A 17974-nucleotide genomic window follows, 5' to 3' on the forward strand; every position below is an offset into this window, starting at 1 on the left:
CTATTTCGAGCCAAGCGTCTTGATGGCCTCGTCGGTGGAGGAGTCGGTCTGCCGCATCAGCGCGGCGGTGTTCTCGAAGGCGCGCTGAACCATGATCAGCCGGGTGATCTCCAGCACCGGATTGACGTTGGATTCTTCGAGAAAACCCTGGGCGACGCCAATATCGGAGCGATCGGTGACAGGCTCGGGCGTACGCGCCGGAACGATGCCGGAATTGCCGTAACGGACGAAATTCTCGCCCGGATCGAAATTGTAGAGGCCGATGGAGCCGACAAGCTGATCGTTCTGGCGCAGCGAACCGTCGGCCCCGGCCTTGGGCGGACCGTTGCGGGGGTCGAGTTGGATCGGCGAGCCGCCGGCGTCGAGCACCGGGTGACCCTCGATCGACATCAGCTCGCCGTTCTCGTTCATCGAAAAGCGCCCGTCACGGGTCATGACGGTGCCGACCGGCGTCTCTATGGCGAACCAGGCATCGCCCTGGATGGCGAAATCGAAGGGATTTCCGGTCTCGCTCAAAGCACCGTGGGCGCCGGAAAGATAGGTCTTGCCGGAGGACGCGAAGGACACCGATTTCTGCCCGATGCCGGAGACGACGTCCTCGAACTTCACGCCGGTGGCGCGAAAGCCGATCGTCGAGGCGTTGGCGACGTTGTCGGCGATCGTGTCGAGGCGGCGCTCGAGCGCGATCTGCGAGGAAAGGGCGACGTAGAGGCTATCCCGCATGATGTTCTCAGAACCTCAGTTTCTGCATGGCCATCATTAGGTCGGTGGAGATGCCGACCGTGATCGGCTGCGCGAAGAGCACGCTGACCGAGGTCACGGCCGATGAGGTCGGGTTGTTGATCTCGTACATGCTGGTGAAGCGCGTCAGGAACTTGCCGAGCTTCTCGGGGTCGGAGAAATCCGAGATGTCGAGTTTCTGCTCGAACAGCTGCGCCTGCTTGTCGACATCGGCAGTGGCGAAGGAATCGGGCAGCCCGAGCACGGTGCGCACGACGGTGGCCAGCGCGGTGTCGGCCAGCACGTCGTACCAGCTGGTGATAGCCGATGCCTTGCGGTCGAAATACAACGCCAGCCGCACGCCCTGGTTGGTCTTGCCGGCGTCCTCTTCGAGGGTCTGGCGCATGTATTTGTCGACGGTCGGTTGCTGTGCCGGATTGATGGTGGTGGCCGCTTCGCCGTATTGTTCGAAGTTGAAGGCGGAGGCAAGTGCGGCGTAAGTTTTGTCCGTCATCTTGTTGGCGACGCTGCCAGGATCGCGGACGCCACTTTGCAGAACCCGCTTGATGAGGGCCTTGTCCTCCGTCGCCGAATCGAGACCGAATGACGCCAGCGCGTATGTGTAGAGCCGATTGTTCGACATCAGATCGTCGATCGACTTCACCTTGGTAATGTTGGCGAGATAGTATGTCGTCTCGCCTTTCACATAGTCCGAATTCGGATCGAGGCCGGCGATTTTCGCCTGGATGGCGTAGTTCTTGGTCACCATCTGCTGCGTCTTGTTGTAGATGGTCGCATCGGCGCCGTTGGCGGCGAAATTGAAGGCGCTGACGAAATCGGCGTAGCGCTTGTCGGTCAGCTTGTTGGCGAAGCTGTCGGGATCGGAGACGCCTTCCTTCAGTGCCTTGACCATGAAGGCCTTGGCGTAGGCCATGTCCTCGAGCCCGTAGGCCTTCATGGCATATTTGAACAAACGGTCATTCTTGACGAAATCGTCGATCGATTTCACCTTGGTGATGTTGGCGAGATAATATTTGGTATCGCGATCAACCACAGGCTGCTGCTCGATCCTGTCGAGCGACTTTGAAATGTCCTTGGTGATGAGCTGGTAGCTGGTAAAGGTGTTAAGCAAAAGACGTGCCTCCGGCCGAAGCTATGTCGGGACAATACCCCTACTTCCTTGCGCGAAACTGAATCGGATCCAGTGGCTTCGATTCAAGCCTCACACAAGGCACGGGGGCTATCCCTTGCTCGCGATGTGAAATGCGGAAGGACCTGTCGTGGGTATTCTGATTGGACTGGTGGTGACGCTCGGCTGCGTCCTTGGCGGCTTCATGGCCATGGGCGGTCATCTTCGCGTGCTGATACAGCCATGGGAGGCCGTGATCATTTGTGGCGCGGCTTTTGGCACCTTTCTCGTCGCCAATCCGATGAAGACGGTCAAGGACACCGGCAAGGGCATTCTCGAAGCCTTCAGGCAGGCGGTGCCGAAGGAGCAGGACTATCTCGAAACGCTCGGCGTGCTGCACTCACTGATGCGCGAGTTGCGGTCGAAATCCCGCAGCGAGGTCGAGGCGCATATCGACAATCCGGAAGAGTCGGCGATTTTCCAAGCGTTTCCGACTGTGCTGCATAACCATGACCTGACACATTTTATCTGCGACTACTGCCGCATCATCATCATCGGCAACGCCCGCTCGCACGAGATCGAGGCGCTGATGGACGAAGAAATCCAGACCATCAAGTCCGACAAGATGAAGGCCTATCACGCGCTGGTGGCGGTGGGCGATGGCCTGCCGGCGCTCGGCATCGTCGCCGCCGTGCTCGGCGTGGTCAAGGCGATGGGCGCGCTCGACCAGTCGCCGGAAATCCTCGGCGGTCTGATTGGTGCCGCACTTGTCGGAACGTTCCTCGGCATCTTCCTGTCCTATTCGGTGGTCGGGCCTGTCGCCACCAAGATCAAGACGGTGCGTGAGAAGAAGAATCGCCTCTACATCATCGTCAAGCAGACGCTGCTGGCCTACATGAACGGTGCGCTGCCGCAGGTGGCGATCGAGTTCGGCCGCAAGACCATATCGTCGTATGAACGGCCGACGATCGACGCCGTCGAGCAGAGCACGATGAACACCGGCGCCGTCGAAAAGAAGGCCGCCTGAACGATGCGCGACAGAATGGTCCCACCACTGTCATGACCAGTCCAGGCAGCCCATCGGAAGCGCGTTCGCTGATCATCGAGCGCCTCGTCGGTGACAGCGGCGAGGCCGCGCAGGTCATCGATGCAGGCCGCGCCATGGCCGAGCGCGCTGTGCCGCTGCTGCAGAAAAGCCTGACTGGCGAACTTGGCGTTCCGGTCATTGTCGATCTCAAAGCGATCGAGATCAGCCGCGTACCCGAGGCGCGTTCCCGCGCCGGTGAGAATTTCGCGATGACCGTCGTTGCCTCGCCAGCGTCTTCCGATGCAGTGACCCTCGTCATCGATGGCGCCGCGATCGCCATCATGGTCTCGACGCTGTTTGGGGGTGACCCGGATATGCCGGTGTCGCCGATCGAGCGTGATCTGTCGCCGATCGAGACCGACGTCTCGACGATGGTGTTTCAGCAAGTCGCGCAGGCGCTGAACGGATCTGGTCGGCGCTCGCTTGAGCTACGGCTTCCCGCGCCGCGGGCGATGTCTGGCATGGAGGCCAAGCGACACGTGCTGCGCGACGGCGCCGCACTGCGCATCGTCCTCGGCATCTCGACGCCGGCCGACAGCGGCAGCATCACCGTGACGATGCCACAACGTATCGTGCTGGCCGGTCGGGACAGCGCTGCCGCCGTCAGCGAGAAGGATCAAAACGCCAGCTGGCGCGCGCGCTTTTCGGAAGAGGTTATGCGCTCAACGGTAGCGCTCGAAGCCACCATGCCGCTGGCCCGGCTGACGCTCGGCGACCTCGCCAACTTCGACGTCGGCCAGGTCATCGAATTCGAGGAAACGGCGCAATCCCAGGCGCGTCTCAGTGCCCGCGGCAAGACGCTGTTCGTGTGCGAGTTCGGCAAACTGGGACAGAATTACACCGTCCGAATCAGGCATCCCTACGATGCAGGGCAGGACTTTATCGAAGCGCTGATGCCGGCTTCTGCCGGCCGCGCCTGACATTTGGAGACGATTTGATGGCCAAGACCAAGGTGGAAGCCGACCTCGACCAGCCGGACGAGCAGCTCGACCGTGCCATCGAAGAGTTGCGCGGGGTCCTGCACGAAGAGGAACAACGCCCAGACGCGGCGTTCAGGGCCGCTTCCGGCGCCAATTCGAGCGTCATCATGAACATCCCCGTCGATGTCCAGATCATCCTCGGCAGCACCGAGATGCCGGTCTCCGATCTGATGGCGCTGCAGAAGGGGTCGACGGTGGCACTCAATCGCCGTATCGGCGAACCCGTCGACGTCGTGGTCAACGGCCGCAAGATCGCGCGCGGCGAGATCACCGTGCTGGAGAGCGATCCGTCGCGCTTCGGCATCAGGCTGACCGAGATCATCGCCGGCACGAAGGGCGCCTAGATATGGATTGCGGAGCTTGCCGGTGGCAGCAGAGGCGAGTGGCATGACGACGCCGGTTACCTTGACCCGCGCGCAGAAGGCAGCCGCCATTCTGGTGGCGATGGGCAAGCCGTCGGCCAGCCGCCTGTTGAAATTCTTCAAGCAGGAAGAACTGAAGGCGCTGATCGAGGGCGCCCGCCTGCTGCGGACGATTCCGCAAAGCGATCTCGAGCGAATCGTGGCCGAGTTCGAGGCCGAGTTCACCGAAGGGGCGGGATTGCTCGATTCCGCCGACAGGATGGACACCATCCTCAATGAGTCGCTGTCGCCCGAAGAGATGAGCGCGATCATGGGCGACAAGAGATTCGAGGTCGCCCCGGAAGGCCCGCCGCCGATCTGGCCAGAGCTCGAAAAGCTCGAACCGGCGCGGCTTGGCGCCTTCCTGGCCGGCGAGCATCCGCAGACCGCGGCCATGGTGCTGTCCAAGCTGGCGCCGCAGGTGGCGGCGAGCGTGCTGCTGACACTGACCAAGCCGATGCGTGGCGAAATCATCAAGCGCATGGTGACGATGGCCAATGTTCCGGACACCGCCAGCAAAATCGTCGAAAACCGGCTGCGCACCAGCGTGCTGGCGGAAACCTCGACCAAAGACACTTCTGCCGGGCAGGCGCGTGTCGCCAGCGTTCTGAACGAACTGGACAAGCCGCTGCTCGAGGAGGTCATGCAGGATCTGGAGGCTGCCGGCACGCCCGACCTCGATGGTGTGCGGGCCCGCCTGTTTGCCTTCGACGACCTGCCGCTGCTCACCCAGAAGGCACGGGTGCTGCTGTTCGACGGGCTGTCGACCGAACTGGTCACGCTGGCCCTGCGCGGCGCGCAAGCGGGACTTGCCGAATCCGTGCTGTCGGCGATCGGCGCGCGGTCGCGGCGCATGATCGAAGCCGAACTCGGACAAGGTTCGGAAGGGATTCCTCTCGCCGATATCACAGCAGCACGCAAGACGATCGTGACGACGACGATCCGGCTGTCGCGCGAAGGCGCCTTCGAACTTCCGTCGACCCAAGACGCCGCCTAAAGCCGCGCCATGGCTGACGCGGTCGACAAGGATTCGAAAACCGAAGAGGCGACGGAAAAGAAGATCCGCGACACTGTCGAACAGGGCAAACTGCCCCATTCGCGGGAAACGGCGCTCCTTGCATCGTTCGTTGCCATACTGGTGTTCACCGTTTTCTACGCCAAGGACGCGATCATCGATCTCGGCATGTTCCTGTCGATGTTCCTGGAGAAGCCGGAAGCCTGGCCGATGGACACCGAGACCGATGTCATCGCGCTCTACAAGATCGTCCTCCTCGAAGTGGGTCGCGCCGTCCTGAGCCTGATGGTGCTGCTGACTGTCGCCGGTATCGGCGCCTCGGTGTTCCAGAACATGCCGCAATTCGTCGGCGAGCGGGTGCGGCCGCAACTGTCGCGTATCTCGATCGCCAAGGGCTGGAACAGGCTGTTCGGCATTCAGGGTTGGGTCGAGTTCCTGAAATCACTCGGTAAGGTCGGCTTTGCCATCGTCGTGCTGAGCTTCACTTTGTCGGAAGATCACCGCAAGCTGCTCGCCGGCATGATCACCAATCCGGTCGCTTTCGGACTCGTCATCCGCGGCATTGCCGTCGACATACTGGTGGCGATCGTCTTCGTCATGGGGCTGATCGCGGCGGTCGACATCGTCTGGTCGCGCTTCCACTGGAGGCAGGATCTGCGCATGAGCAAGCAGGAGGTCAAGGACGAGTTCAAACAGTCCGAAGGCGACCCCATCGTCAAGTCGCGGCTGCGCTCGCTGGCGCGCGACCGGGCGCGCAAGCGGATGATGACAGCGGTGCCGCGCGCGACGCTGATCATCGCCAACCCGACACACTTCTCGATCGCGCTCAAGTACGTGCGCGACGAGGACTCGGCACCAATGGTGTTGGCCAAGGGCCAGGATCTGGTGGCGCTGAAAATCCGCGAGATCGCACGCGAAAACAACATTCCGATCTTCGAGGACGTGGCGCTCGCCCGCTCCATGTACAAGCAAGTTTCGGTCGATAGTGTGATCCCATCGCAATTCTATCAGGCCGTCGCCGAACTGGTGCGGATCGTCTACTCGAAAAAGGCTGAGCGCAGACAGATTTCATGAACCGTCAACCGCACGCAAAATCCCGCGAGATCATCGTTGCCAGCGCCATCGAGCAAGTGGTGGGGGAACTGAGGCTGATCGATGTCGCCGACTATATCGCCTTCATCCGGCTGGAGCATTTCGCGTGCCTGTCGGATCTGGTCGATTCAGCGGTGGAGCTGTTCTTCATGCCAGGCACGCTGCGGCTCGGCCATGGCGGCGAGGCGCATGTCGACTGGAGCGGCAGCCCGCGCATCGTGCTTGATCTGGAGCTGAGGCCGCCTGGCGTCACCGTCTATTTCCAACTGACGCTGAGCGAGAACGGCGCTTCGGTGGTGGTCAACTACGTGTCGTTCGAGAAGCCGGGCGAAGACCCGGAGCACAACACGGCGCTGCTCGAGGCGGTGATCGAACAGGCCCGTATCCGCAAGGTCGAGCCGCTGGCCTTTCGCGGAACATCGATCGCTTCCGACGGCCGCCGGCCAATCCTCTAATTGCTTTATTCGATAAGCCCCAGCCGCAGCGCCTTGGCCACGGCCTGGTTGCGGTTGACCGCGTTGAGCTTTTGGGTCGACTGGGTCAGATACTGGTTGGCAGTGTGCACCGACAGTTTCAGGAGCCGGGCGATCTCCTCGCTGGTGTTGCCATTGGCGGTCAGTTTCAGGCATTCGAGTTCGCGCTTGGAGATCGCGCGCGTCCTGCCGGCATCGCCAGGGCGGATGCGAGCGACGGCGGCGAACAGCGAGAAGCAGCGGGCGTGGATCTCGTAGAGCGCGTCCTGCGGCAAGGTGATCTCCGATCCGAGGAACACGACAAGGCCGCACTGCCCACGGTCGGCGTGGACGGGAAACGCGATGCCGCTGGTGCCGGGCGCCAGCGGCGCCATCTGCTCGGTCCAGGTGAGATTGCCGAACATCTCCGCCATGCCGGCGAGGCCATCGTCTGTCCACCAGCGCGGTTCGGTCGAGATGCGGGTGTGGCGCACGACCTCCTCGCCATTGGCGCCTGAAATGAATTTCGTCGCCACCGCAATGCCGGGGTAGTCGGAATCAAGGCAAGGGACGAGCCGTGCGCGTTCGGGCGAGGGGCTGACGAAGAACAGGCCAAAGGCGAGGGCGTTGATGTCGACAGCGATCCAGCGGCAGCGCCGCACGGCATCGGGAATGGTGACGGCGTGATGGGTTTCGGAGCCGAGCGAAAAGGCGCCGAACGGATTGCGCTGCTCGTTGAAAAGGGCTTCGGCAGCCTCCTTGATGTCGGCGTGTTTCAAATGATGCCGCTCCTGATCGCCGTGGCGATGGCCATCGCGCGGTTGCTGGCCGCGAATTTCTGGATGGCGTGGGTGATGTAGCTGTTGACGGTGTTGGAGGAGACGCCAAGAATGACGGCGACCTCGTCGGTGGTCTTGCCCTCGGAGACCCAGAACAGGCATTCGCGCTCGCGATCCGACAGCGGATCCTGCATGGCGGCGGCGGCGATCAATTGCGGGATATGCGAAAGCGCGTAGCAGCATTTCAGCTGCGCCCTCATCAGCGCCGGCTGGTCGATGCTACCGGCAGTCGCCGCGGAGAACAGGGCGAACAGGCGCTGGCGGCCGACATTGAGGCGCAGCGAATAGATCTCGGCATGGCCAAGCACGTCGAGAAGGCGCGCTTCCTCACCGGTGATCAATCCGTCAGTCTCGGGCGCCTGGGATGCCACCAGAGCGATCGGGCGGATACCGGGTGCAACGGTGAGCGCACCTTGCGCAAGCCCGGCGATCAGCCGCTTGCCGATCAGCTCGATGGCATCGAAAATCCAGTTGGAGGAGACGATGCGCGCATCGTTGCGGTCCTGGTCGTGGACGATGGCGACCAGCATATAGCTGTCGGCGCCGATCTCGGCGGTCAGTTGCATGAAAAAGCTGGTGAGATCGCCGCGCGACGTCAGGCGCGAGCCCAATGTGTCGGATTGAAGTAGCGCGGCGGGACTGCTCATTCTTGTTGCTTTTGGCCGGAATCGTTTCTGCTGTCCGGATGCTGGAAGCCAGCCGCCGAACCCGAATACGCATTACTTTGACGAAGACACACGCGTGGCGCAGGGCTGCGCCAACCAGATCCGAATCCATTCAGGGAACGCGAAGCCGTCCGCGTCTGGTGCCGGAAAAGCTCCGGAACAAGAGACTTTGGGTGGTCGCCGCGCCCCCCGAGGACCGGCTGATTCGGGTCTAATCTACCCGCAGTTGAATCCGACATCAAACGCGATTTGACAAAATCGAATCCGGTGGACTCACGTACGACTCAGAGGCGGACTCCAAGCCGTTTTGCCGCCCTGACGCACCTGAAACGTCGGCACAAAAAAGCCGGCCTTGGTGCAAAGCTGCCGTATCGAAGACTGATCGATTCCGATAGGTTTTCGCTGATCGACAGGGATGGGCGTTCCTTCGATCCGACCGGGCAAGATGGGTAGCCCTTGTTAGCGGCCATCGGCATGGGGCGATACGCAGATCCACGCTGATTGATAGGTTCAATGCGCGGCCGCCGGCCACGCTCAAATTTTAGCACCAGTGGTTTCGGGGGAAACAATGAGCGATTCATTTCGGGAAGTAACATCCGTCTCGTGGTTCGGGCGGATCAAGCGCGCGGTCGGCGGGGTCATCTTCGGCCTGCTTCTGGTCGTGCTGATGGTGGTCGGGCTGTTCTGGAACGAGGGCCGCGCGGTGCAGACGGCACGCTCGCTGGCCGAAGGGGCCGGCACCGTGGTTTCGGCCAGCGCCGACAGCGTCGATGCCGCCAATGACGGCAAATTGGTGCATGTCAGCGGCCCGGTGACGGCGGATAGTGGTCTCGCGGATCCGGATTTCGGCATTGCGACGCAAGGGCTGCGGCTGTCGCGCGGCGTCGAAATGTACCAGTGGAAAGAAGAGTCCAAATCCGAGACCACCAAGAAGCTTGGCGGCGGCGAGGAGACGGTAACCACCTACAGCTATTCGAAGGTGTGGGACGACAGCCAGATCGACTCATCGGATTTCAAGAAGCCGGACGGCCACCAGAATCCACCGATGGCGATCCACAGCCGGACCTTCCAGATTCCGGAGGGCAAGCTTGGCGCTTTCACGCTCGATCAGCCGGTGCTTGATCGCATCGAGGGCGACAAGGACTATTCGCTGTCGCCCGACCAGTCAGCCGCGATCAAGGCCGCCTATACCGGCACCAGGCCGCTCAGCGTCGCTGACGGCAAGATCTATCTCGGCGCCGACACGACAACGCCGACGCTGGGCGACTACCGCATCGGCTATGAGCTGGCGCCGCTCGGCGTGATCAGCATCGTCGCGCGCCAGGCCGGCAGCCGGTTCGAGCCCTACCAGACAGAGGCGGGCGATGCGTTGCTGATGGTAGACACCGGCGCTATCCCGGCCGACAAGATGTTCGCCGAGGCGGTCAGCGCAAACACGCTGATCACCTGGCTGCTGCGCGCCGCCGGCCTTTTGTTGCTGACGATCGGCTTTGCCCTGTTCCTCAGCCCGATCGGCGTGATCCTCGACGTCATCCCGTTCCTCGGCAGCATGGCGCGGATGGGAACCGGCATCATCGCCTTCTTCCTGGCGATCCTGGTCGGCACGACGACGATCGCCATTGCCTGGTTCTGGTATCGGCCCGTTCTGGCGGCGGGTATCCTTGCGGCCGGTGTCATCGCGGCGACGGCGGTCTACTACCTCGGCCACTCGCGCAAAGCAGCTGCACCGGTTGCAGTGCCGAACACCGGAGCGGCAACCTAGGTCGAACGCCGAACGGCTACCGCCGTTCGGCGCTCATTCTTACCGATCCTCGAAACCGGTCAGCACACCGACGGCGTTGACGCCGATCTCCTCGACGGCATAGCCGCCTTCCATGACGAACAGCGTCGGCAGGCCGAGCTTGGCGATGCGGCGGCCTATCTTGGGGTAGTCGGATGTTTTCAGCTTGAACTGGCTGATCGGGTCTTTCTCGAAGGTGTCGACGCCCAGCGAGACGATGACGACATCCGGTGCATAGGCTGCCAGCTTAGCGCAGGCGCCCTCAAGCGAGGCGTTCCAGGCGTCCCAATCGGTGCCGAAGGGCATCGGATAGTTGACGTTGAAGCCTTCGCCGGCGCCCGCGCCGCGCTCGTCGGCGTGGCCGAGGAAGAACGGGTACTCGACCAGGGGATCGCCATGCAGGTTGAGCACCTGGACGTCGGCACGGTCATAGAAGATCTCCTGCGTGCCGTTGCCGTGGTGGTAGTCGACATCGAGGATCGAGATGCGATTGGCGCCTTGGTCGCGGAACCATTGGGCGGCGACAGCGGCGTTGTTGATGTAGCAATAGCCGCCCATGAAGCCTGCACCGGCATGATGGCCGGGCGGACGGCAGAGCGCGAAGGCGGAAGCCTCGCCGTCCTTGACCAGGCCGGCGGCGGTCAGCGCCACGTCATAGGACGATTTGATAGCGGCCCATGTGCCTTCGACGAAGGTGGCACCGGCGTCGAAGGAATAGTAGCCGAGCAGGGCATCGACGCGCTTCGGCGGCACGTCGCCGCGCAGGCCGCGCGTCGGCCAGGTAAAGGGCATCGCCGTGCCCGTCAGGCCGGCTTCCACCCATAGCGGCCAGACCGTCGGCAGGAAGTCGATATAGTCTGACTTGTGGATGCGCTTGGCGGCGGCGAGATCATGCTCGAGCGGCAGGACGATCGGCCCCAGTTTCTCGCTTTCGACCCGCGCCTTGATGAATTCGGCCCGCGAGGGCTTTTCGAAACCCGGAACGATGGCCGAGGTGACGAGTTCCATCTGGCCGGCATGGCCAGCATGAAGCGGCGAATAGACAGTCTTCATGAAATTCCTCTTGAAGTGCGAAGTCAGTCAAGGTTGAGATAGGGGCTCACCAAAGCGAGCCACATTCTTTCCACATCGTCTTCGATGAGGTCGTATGTCTTGCGGTCTCTTTTTAGCCCAACAAGCCGGCAGGCGTGCCCGACGTCCATCATCAGCACACCCAGCCGGCTGGCGATCTTGTCTTCAAGAGCCGGGTTCACATGCTGCAGCCAGGCGGCGTAGAGGGCGATGATCTGCTCGTCATATTCGTCCTGGATCGGCCTGAGGTCGGCATTGCCAGATATGGCCTCGATCACCGGCATCAGGGTGGCGTTTTCGAGATATATCCTGGAGGTATCGACGAAGAGCTTCCGCACTTCCCGCCGAAACTCTTCGCGGTTGGTGGGCCGGGTGGCCTTGATGCGCCTCGCGATGACCTCGGGAAAGGATGACAACCAGCGCCGGGCGAGGTCCAGAAGAATGGCTTCCTTGTTGGGAAAGTATTGGTAGATCGAACCGACCGACAAGCCTGCGCGCTGCGCAATGGCGAGCGTCGTCGGCGTCCTGGTTCCTTGCTCCCGCGTCAAGATCAGCGCCGCGTCGAGAATCCTGTCGACCACCTTGCTCGACCGTTGTTGCCGCGGCTGCTTGCGCGGTTCGAGCGCTATCCTGGTTTTGCGGTCGAGACTGCGCTTCACGGCTTGATGTCCTCGTTCCCCGCCCGGTCTCAACATGGGCAGAGCGTGCTGTCCACAATACATTCCAGATTCCGCATGTTGACAAACGCGAATAATCAGTCGCATTCTTTATCCCACGCTGCCTCTTGGGATGACAAGGGGAATTTCCAAGACAGCGCACTGGCATTCTTTTTCGTCCGAGGCGCCGCTCCGGTGGAGTGGCAGGTCGTTGGACAAGTCTGTCGGTCCAGTCAGTCGTCAAAAGCGCGGAGTCGCGATGTCTGTCACAGGTGCGGGTCACAATGCGGATCTGATCGTCATCAACGGTCGTGTGCAGACTATGGACGACGACAACCCCGCCGCCGAAGCCGTTGCCGTCAAGGACGGCGCCATCGTCGCCATCGGCAGCCGCGCCTCCATCGAAGAGCTCAAGGGACCGGCTACCAAGATCATCGACGCCAAGGGCGGCTCGGTCTTGCCGGGCTTCATCGAAGCCCACATGCATCTGTTTTCAGGCGGGGCAGAGCTTGCTCATCTTCAACTCACCGGTATTCATGGCTTCGAGGCGCTGCAAAAGGCGATCCGCGACTATGCGCCGACGCAGCCCGATGCTCCGATGCTGGTCGGCCAGGGCGTTGACTACACCGTACTCGGCAGCGAGCGGGTGACGCGCCATCACCTCGACGCCATTTTGCCTGATCGCCCGTTCTGTATGGCCGCGCCTGATCATCACACCATGTGGGCCAACACCAAGGCGCTGGAGATGGCCGGCATCCTGCACGGACGCACGCTTGGTCCGGGCAATGAGATCGTCATGGGTGATGATGGCCTGGCCGCCGGTGAATTGCGCGAAGGCGAGGCCTTCGGCCCGGTGCTCGACCTTGCCGGCGAAAGCCGGGTGCGGCTAGGGCTGTCGACCGGCGGCGAGCCGGATCCGATGCCGACGGCGGCCGAGCGCGCCTCCGACCGCGATATCATGCGGCGCGGGCTCGCCTGGTGCGCGCGCCATGGCATCACCTCGATCCAGAACATGGACGGCAACCTCTATCAGCTTGAACTGCTGGCCGAGATCGAAACCGAGGAAGGTTTGCCCTGCCGCGTCCAGATCCCGTTCCACTACAAGAACTTCATGGCGCTCGACATGCTCGACAAGGCATCTGATATGGCCGAACGCTACAACAGCGAATGGCTGTCGTCGGGCATGGTCAAGGTGTTCTACGACGGCGTGCTCGATTCCTGGACGGCTGTCATGGTCGAGCCCTATGCCGACCGGCCCGACTGGGTGGGCGAGCCTCTGTTCACGCCGCAACAGTTCATCGACCTTGCCGTCGCGGTCGACAAGCGCGGGCTGCAGATGGCCGTGCATTCGATCGGTGACGGCGCGGTGCGCGCGGTGCTCGACGGTTATGAAGCGGCGCAGAAGGCGAACGGCAAGCGCGACAGCCGCCACCGGGTCGAGCACATCGAGGTCACCACCACATCAGACGTGCCGCGTTTCGCCGAACTCGGCGTCATCGCCTCCATGCAGCCGCCGCATCCGCCAGGGGCCATGGACTTTCCGCTGGAGCCGACGGTGTCGCGCATCGGGCCGTCGCGCTGGCCGCTGAGCTATGCCTGGCGAACACTGAAGAATGCCGGCGCGCATGTCGTCTTCGCATCGGATTGGCCGGTGTCGCCGATCGATCCGATCCTGGGCATTCAGGCGGCAGTGTTGCGCAAGCCGTGGGCAGAAAGCGACCCGGACCAGAGTTTTTCACTGCATGAAGCGATCGCCGGTTACACGGTCGAGGGCGCTTACGCCGAATTTGCCGAACGCCGTAAGGGCACGCTGAAGTCAGGCTACATGGCCGATCTGGTGGTTTTGTCGATGGATATCGAGAACACCGCCCCGGCCGATCTGCACAAGGTCCGACCGGTGACGACGATTTGCGGCGGCAAGATCACCTATCAGGCCTGACTATGGCATGGGGCTTGCAGGCCTCGATGACTGACTGAACTGTGACCCAATGCCGGGCTTGCCAACCCACCGGCCATGTGGTCACATCGAACAGGGGAAGAACTCCGCCAGCAAGAGCGGGGTCAACAGTGAGGCGTAATCGTGCCGGACAAACCGGATCGGAATGCGATTGAAGTAGTAAACGTCAGCAAAATTTTCGGATCAGGTGAGGGGCAGGTCGCTGCCCTCGACACGGTCTCGGTATCCATCCGCGAGAACGAGTTCTTCACGCTGCTTGGCCCATCCGGCTGCGGCAAGACCACGTTGCTCAGGCTGATCGCCGGCTTCGACTTCCCAACCGCTGGTGAAATCCTGCTCTATGGCCAGGACATCGCCCTGCTGCCGCCCTTCAAGCGGCCGGTCAACACTGTTTTCCAGTCCTATGCGCTGTTCCCGCACATGACGGTCGCCGACAATATCGGCTTTGGCCTGGAAATGCTGGGCAAGCCGAAAGCCCAGATCAAGGCGCGCGTCGCCGAGATGCTGAAGCTGGTCAAGATGGAGGCACTCGCCGGCCGTCGCACCAGCCAGATCTCCGGCGGCCAGCAGCAGCGCGTGGCGCTGGCGCGGGCGCTCGCACCTCAGCCGAAAGTGCTGCTGCTCGACGAACCCTTGTCGGCGCTCGACTACAAGCTTCGCAAGGAGATGCAGATCGAATTGAAGCGGCTGCAGCACGAGACCGGCATCACCTTCATCTTCGTCACCCATGACCAGGAGGAAGCGCTGACCATGTCGGACCGCATCGCGGTGATGTCGTCCGGAAAGATCCTGCAGGTCGGTTCGCCCTGGGATATCTACGACAAGCCTGCCGAACGCTTCGTTGCCGACTTCATTGGCGAAACCAACTTCCTTACGGCCGCCATCAGCCAGATGGCCAACGGCAAGGCGCGCGCGACGCTCAAATCCGGAGCGACCATCGAGGCGACCGTGGCCCAAGGTTTCCAGCCCAAGGCCAACGCCACGGTCGTGGTTCGGCCCGAACACGCCAAGCTGACCAAGGGCAAGGGCGAATTGTCCGGAACAGTCGACAACATCGTCTATTTCGGCACCGACACCCACATCCATGTTCATCTCGAGAGCGGCGAACTCTTCACCGTACGCCAGCAGAACACGCGCAGCGCGGGCTGTGGTTTCGAGAAGGGCGACACGATCGGCATCCTCATCGGCAGCGATGCCGCCCAGGTCCTGAAGGACTGATGATGGCGACCGCGGAAGAAGTCGCCAAGGCAGCGGAACGGCGCGATATCCGTGACCGCTGGCTTTTGTCAGCCCCAGCGCTGTTGACCATTTTTCTCGCCGCGACCGGCCCGTTGCTGATCGTGCTCGTCTATTCGTTCCTGACACCAGGCTCCTATGGCGACGTGAAGTGGCAGTTCTCGCCGGAAGCCTGGATAGCGGTGTTTCTGGAGCGCGATATCTTTGACGATACGCTTTCGATTGCCGCCGCCCACGTCACCATCTTCCTGCGCTCCATCAAGCTCGCAGTGGTGACGACCATCGCCACCTTGGTGCTTGGCTTTCCGACCGCCTATTTCATGGCGACGCGCAGTGAAAAGACGCGCGATCTCTGGCTGTTCCTGATTACCATTCCGTTCTGGACCAACCTGCTGATCCGCACCTTCGCGGTGCTGCAGATCATCCGCAACGAAGGCATCATCAACACGATCCTGCTCAAGCTCGGCATCATCTCGGCGCCGATCCAAATCCTCTACACCGACATGGCGATACTGATCGGCATGGCCTATGTCTATCTGCCGCTGATGGTGCTGCCGATCTACGCCAGCATGGAGAAGCTCGATTTCCGCCTGGTCGAGGCGGGCTACGATCTTTACGCGACGCGCTTCCAGGTGCTGCGGCGGATCATCTTTCCGTTGGTCAAGCCGGGTGTCATTGCCGGCTCGATCCTGGTCTTCATTCCAGCACTTGGTGCCTATGTGACGCCGAGCGTGCTTGGCGGCGGCAAGAACATGATGCTGTCCAACCTGATCGAATTGCAGTTCGGGCAGGGTCGCAACTGGCCGCTCGGCTCGGCGCTGTCGATCGCCGTCATGATCATCGTCATGGTGGCGCTGCTTGCCTATGTGCGCAATGCCGGCAAGTCGGGGGTGCGTCATGGCTAAGAACTTTTCCATCAAGCACCAGCCTGGGTTCACCGCGATCGCCGCGACCTGCTTTATCGTGCTCTATCTGCCGATCATCGTGCTGGTCATCTATGCCTTCAACGCGGCGAGCTCGACCTCCGAATGGGGCGGCTTTTCGCTGAAATGGTTCCAGTCGGCATGGCAGAACACGCAGGTCATCGATGCCACCCTGCGTTCCTTCCAGATCGGCTCCGTCGCGGCGGTACTTTCCACCATCTTCGCCACCATGGCGGCGCTCGCCACCACGCGCACCGCACCCTATCCCGGTCTCACCTTCAAATATGCGGCGATCAACCAGCCGCTGATGGTCCCCGAGATCGTCACCGGCGTGGCGCTGCTGATCTTCTTCTCGCGCATCAAGATCTTCACCGGCTATTCCGGCATCGGCTATCTGATCGCCGCGCACACGGCGTTCTGCATTCCTTTCGCCTACCTGCCGATCCGGGCGCGGCTTGAGAATATGGACCTGACGCTGGAGCGTGCCGCCGCCGACCTCTACGCGACGCCATGGAAAGCCTTCCGCCGCATCACGCTGCCGCTTTTGTGGCCCGGCATCCTGGCCGGGCTGATGCTGGCCTTCGTCATCTCGCTCGACGACGTCGTCATCACAGAGTTCGTCAAATCGGGCGGCCAGGATACACTGCCCACCTACATGCTCGGCCAGATCCGCCGCGGCATCACACCCGAGATCAACGCGATATCGACCGCCTTCCTGCTGCTTTCGGTCGCGATCGTCACGTTGTTTTTCTTCATCAGCAGGAAACGAGACTGAACCGAAAATGGGAGTTAAAACCATGAACTGGAAGACAACAGCAACCGCCATGGGGTTGGCGTTGCTCGCTTCGACGAGCCTGGCCCGCGCCGACGGCGAACTGAACATCTACAATTGGGGCAACTACACCAGCCCCGACGTGATCAAGAAGTTCGAGGCCAAATACAACATCAAGGTGACCATCACCGACTATGATTCCAACGACACGGCACTCGCCAAGGTTCGCCAGGGCGGCACCGGTTTCGACATTGCGGTCCCGTCGCAGACCTACGTGCCGATCTGGATCAAGGAAGGCCTCGTCCAGGAGACCGATCCGGGCAAGATGGAGAACTTCAAGAATGTCGCGCCCGAGTGGGCCAATCCGGAATTCGACCCGGGCCGCAAATATTCGGTGCCGTGGGCTCTGGGCACTGTTGGTGTCGTCGTCAACACCGACGCCTACAAGGGACCGGCCGACAGCTGGGGCATCATCTTCAACGTCCCCGACGAGCTGAAGGGCAAGGTCAATGTCGTTCCCGAAATGAACGACGTCATCTTCGCCGCGATCAAATATGTCGGCGGCCAGCAATGCACCACCGACAAGGAAGTGCTGAAGAAGGTGCGCGATACGCTCGTCGCGGCAAAGCCGAACTGGATCGCGATGGAGTACAATACCATCGAGAAGATGGGCGCCGGCGACTTCAAGGCGACCAGCGACTGGAACGGCTCGGCGCTGCGCCAGCGGCTGGCCAACCCGGCCATCCACTACAACTATCCGAAAGAAGGCTTTGGCCTGTGGAGCGACAACGTCGTCGTTCTGAAGGAGGCCAAGAACGTCGAGAACGCCAAGCTTTTCCAGAACTTCATCATGGACCCGGAAAATGCGGCAGGTCTCTCGGCCTTCCATCGCTATGCCAACGCCATCACCGGATCGGACAAGTACATGCCGGCAGACATGAAGGACGCGCCGGAAGTTGTCATCCCGGCAGCCGACAAGCCGCATGCCGAGTTGCAGCAGATGTGCGCACCGGAAATCCAGGAGATCTACACCAAGATCTGGACCGAACTGCAGAAGTAACTGCGTTTTCGACGGGCCCCGCGGGGGCCGCCCCCGGGGGGGGGTTTTAGGTGGAGGGGGGGGGGGGGGGGTGGTTGCGAACCGCCAGCCCCACCCCGGCCGCCGCTGCATCCCGGGGGGCGCGCCCCCCGGGGGCGCG

General features: G+C 61.9%; 18 protein-coding genes. 12 read left to right on the top strand and 6 right to left on the bottom strand.

Annotated elements, in window-relative coordinates; all coding sequences use genetic code 11:
• Together flgF and NKI73_RS20235 are read right to left on the bottom strand one after the other, a co-directional pair.
• On the bottom strand, positions 1–723 hold the full coding sequence (gene flgF, locus NKI73_RS20230; protein ID WP_352632676.1) for a flagellar basal-body rod protein FlgF: 723 nt from the start codon (positions 721–723) through the stop codon (positions 1–3).
• Positions 724–730: 7 nt separating this feature from the next.
• The gene (locus NKI73_RS20235; RefSeq protein WP_352632677.1) at positions 731–1852 is read right to left on the bottom strand and encodes a DUF1217 domain-containing protein; all 1122 of its coding nucleotides are present in this window, start codon (positions 1850–1852) and stop codon (positions 731–733) included.
• A 148-nt stretch (positions 1853–2000) separates the two neighbouring features.
• Here NKI73_RS20235 and motA point away from each other — a divergent pair, with 148 nt between their 5' ends.
• Genes motA through NKI73_RS20265 form a run of 6 tightly spaced genes read left to right on the top strand, consistent with a single transcriptional unit; the run spans position 2001 to position 6879 of the window.
• The gene (motA, locus tag NKI73_RS20240) at positions 2001–2876 is read left to right on the top strand and encodes a flagellar motor stator protein MotA (RefSeq protein WP_352632678.1); all 876 of its coding nucleotides are present in this window, start codon (positions 2001–2003) and stop codon (positions 2874–2876) included.
• 32 nt (positions 2877–2908) lie between these two features.
• Positions 2909–3856, top strand: coding sequence for a FliM/FliN family flagellar motor switch protein (locus tag NKI73_RS20245; protein ID WP_352632679.1), 948 nt, complete (start codon positions 2909–2911; stop codon positions 3854–3856).
• 17 nt (positions 3857–3873) lie between these two features.
• A complete protein-coding gene (gene fliN / locus NKI73_RS20250) occupies positions 3874–4260 on the top strand; it encodes a flagellar motor switch protein FliN (protein ID WP_023761675.1) in 387 nt (128 codons plus the stop codon).
• 43 nt (positions 4261–4303) lie between these two features.
• A complete protein-coding gene (locus NKI73_RS20255; RefSeq protein WP_352632680.1) occupies positions 4304–5314 on the top strand; it encodes a flagellar motor switch protein FliG in 1011 nt (336 codons plus the stop codon).
• Between the two features lie 9 nt (positions 5315–5323).
• The gene (flhB, locus tag NKI73_RS20260) at positions 5324–6406 is read left to right on the top strand and encodes a flagellar biosynthesis protein FlhB (protein WP_352632681.1); all 1083 of its coding nucleotides are present in this window, start codon (positions 5324–5326) and stop codon (positions 6404–6406) included.
• Complete coding sequence (locus NKI73_RS20265) at positions 6403–6879, top strand: BspJ family T4SS effector nucleomodulin (RefSeq protein WP_352632682.1); 477 nt, start codon at positions 6403–6405, stop codon at positions 6877–6879. The genes flhB and NKI73_RS20265 overlap by 4 nt, the downstream gene beginning before the upstream one ends.
• Positions 6880–6884: 5 nt before the next feature.
• Here the strand turns inward: NKI73_RS20265 and NKI73_RS20270 are convergent, their stop codons facing one another.
• Complete coding sequence (locus tag NKI73_RS20270) at positions 6885–7655, bottom strand: helix-turn-helix transcriptional regulator (RefSeq protein ID WP_352632683.1); 771 nt, start codon at positions 7653–7655, stop codon at positions 6885–6887.
• Positions 7652–8362, bottom strand: coding sequence for a helix-turn-helix transcriptional regulator (locus tag NKI73_RS20275; protein ID WP_023761670.1), 711 nt, complete (start codon positions 8360–8362; stop codon positions 7652–7654). The genes NKI73_RS20270 and NKI73_RS20275 overlap by 4 nt, the downstream gene beginning before the upstream one ends.
• A gap of 586 nt (positions 8363–8948) precedes the next feature.
• Between NKI73_RS20275 and NKI73_RS20280 the strand changes: the two genes are divergently transcribed.
• Positions 8949–10142 (top strand): TMEM43 family protein, encoded by a 1194-nt coding sequence (locus NKI73_RS20280; protein WP_352632684.1) that lies wholly within the window; start codon positions 8949–8951, stop codon positions 10140–10142.
• Positions 10143–10181: 39 nt separating this feature from the next.
• Here the strand turns inward: NKI73_RS20280 and NKI73_RS20285 are convergent, their stop codons facing one another.
• A complete protein-coding gene (locus NKI73_RS20285; protein WP_352632685.1) occupies positions 10182–11213 on the bottom strand; it encodes a histone deacetylase family protein in 1032 nt (343 codons plus the stop codon).
• A 23-nt stretch (positions 11214–11236) separates the two neighbouring features.
• Positions 11237–11995 carry a TetR/AcrR family transcriptional regulator gene (locus NKI73_RS20290; RefSeq protein WP_352632686.1) on the bottom strand — a complete coding sequence of 253 codons (759 nt, stop codon included), beginning with the start codon at positions 11993–11995 and terminating at the stop codon, positions 11237–11239.
• Between the two features lie 151 nt (positions 11996–12146).
• Between NKI73_RS20290 and NKI73_RS20295 the strand changes: the two genes are divergently transcribed.
• The 5 genes from NKI73_RS20295 (at position 12147) to NKI73_RS20315 (ending at position 17835) form a co-directional block, all read left to right on the top strand.
• Positions 12147–13826 carry an amidohydrolase gene (locus tag NKI73_RS20295; RefSeq protein WP_352632687.1) on the top strand — a complete coding sequence of 560 codons (1680 nt, stop codon included), beginning with the start codon at positions 12147–12149 and terminating at the stop codon, positions 13824–13826.
• Positions 13827–13967: 141 nt separating this feature from the next.
• On the top strand, positions 13968–15062 hold the full coding sequence (locus NKI73_RS20300; protein WP_352632688.1) for an ABC transporter ATP-binding protein: 1095 nt from the start codon (positions 13968–13970) through the stop codon (positions 15060–15062).
• A gap of 2 nt (positions 15063–15064) precedes the next feature.
• Positions 15065–15985: an ABC transporter permease gene (locus tag NKI73_RS20305; RefSeq protein WP_352632693.1), complete on the top strand. Its 921-nt coding sequence runs from the start codon at positions 15065–15067 to the stop codon at positions 15983–15985.
• Positions 15978–16778, top strand: a complete 801-nt coding sequence (locus NKI73_RS20310; RefSeq protein WP_352632689.1) for an ABC transporter permease — start codon at positions 15978–15980, stop codon at positions 16776–16778. The genes NKI73_RS20305 and NKI73_RS20310 overlap by 8 nt, the downstream gene beginning before the upstream one ends.
• A 22-nt stretch (positions 16779–16800) precedes the next feature.
• Positions 16801–17835 (top strand): extracellular solute-binding protein, encoded by a 1035-nt coding sequence (locus NKI73_RS20315; RefSeq protein WP_352632690.1) that lies wholly within the window; start codon positions 16801–16803, stop codon positions 17833–17835.
• The last annotated feature ends 139 nt before the right edge of the window (positions 17836–17974 follow it).

The organism is Mesorhizobium sp. M0496 (assembly GCF_040321205.1).
Classification (GTDB): Bacteria; Pseudomonadota; Alphaproteobacteria; order Rhizobiales; family Rhizobiaceae; genus Mesorhizobium.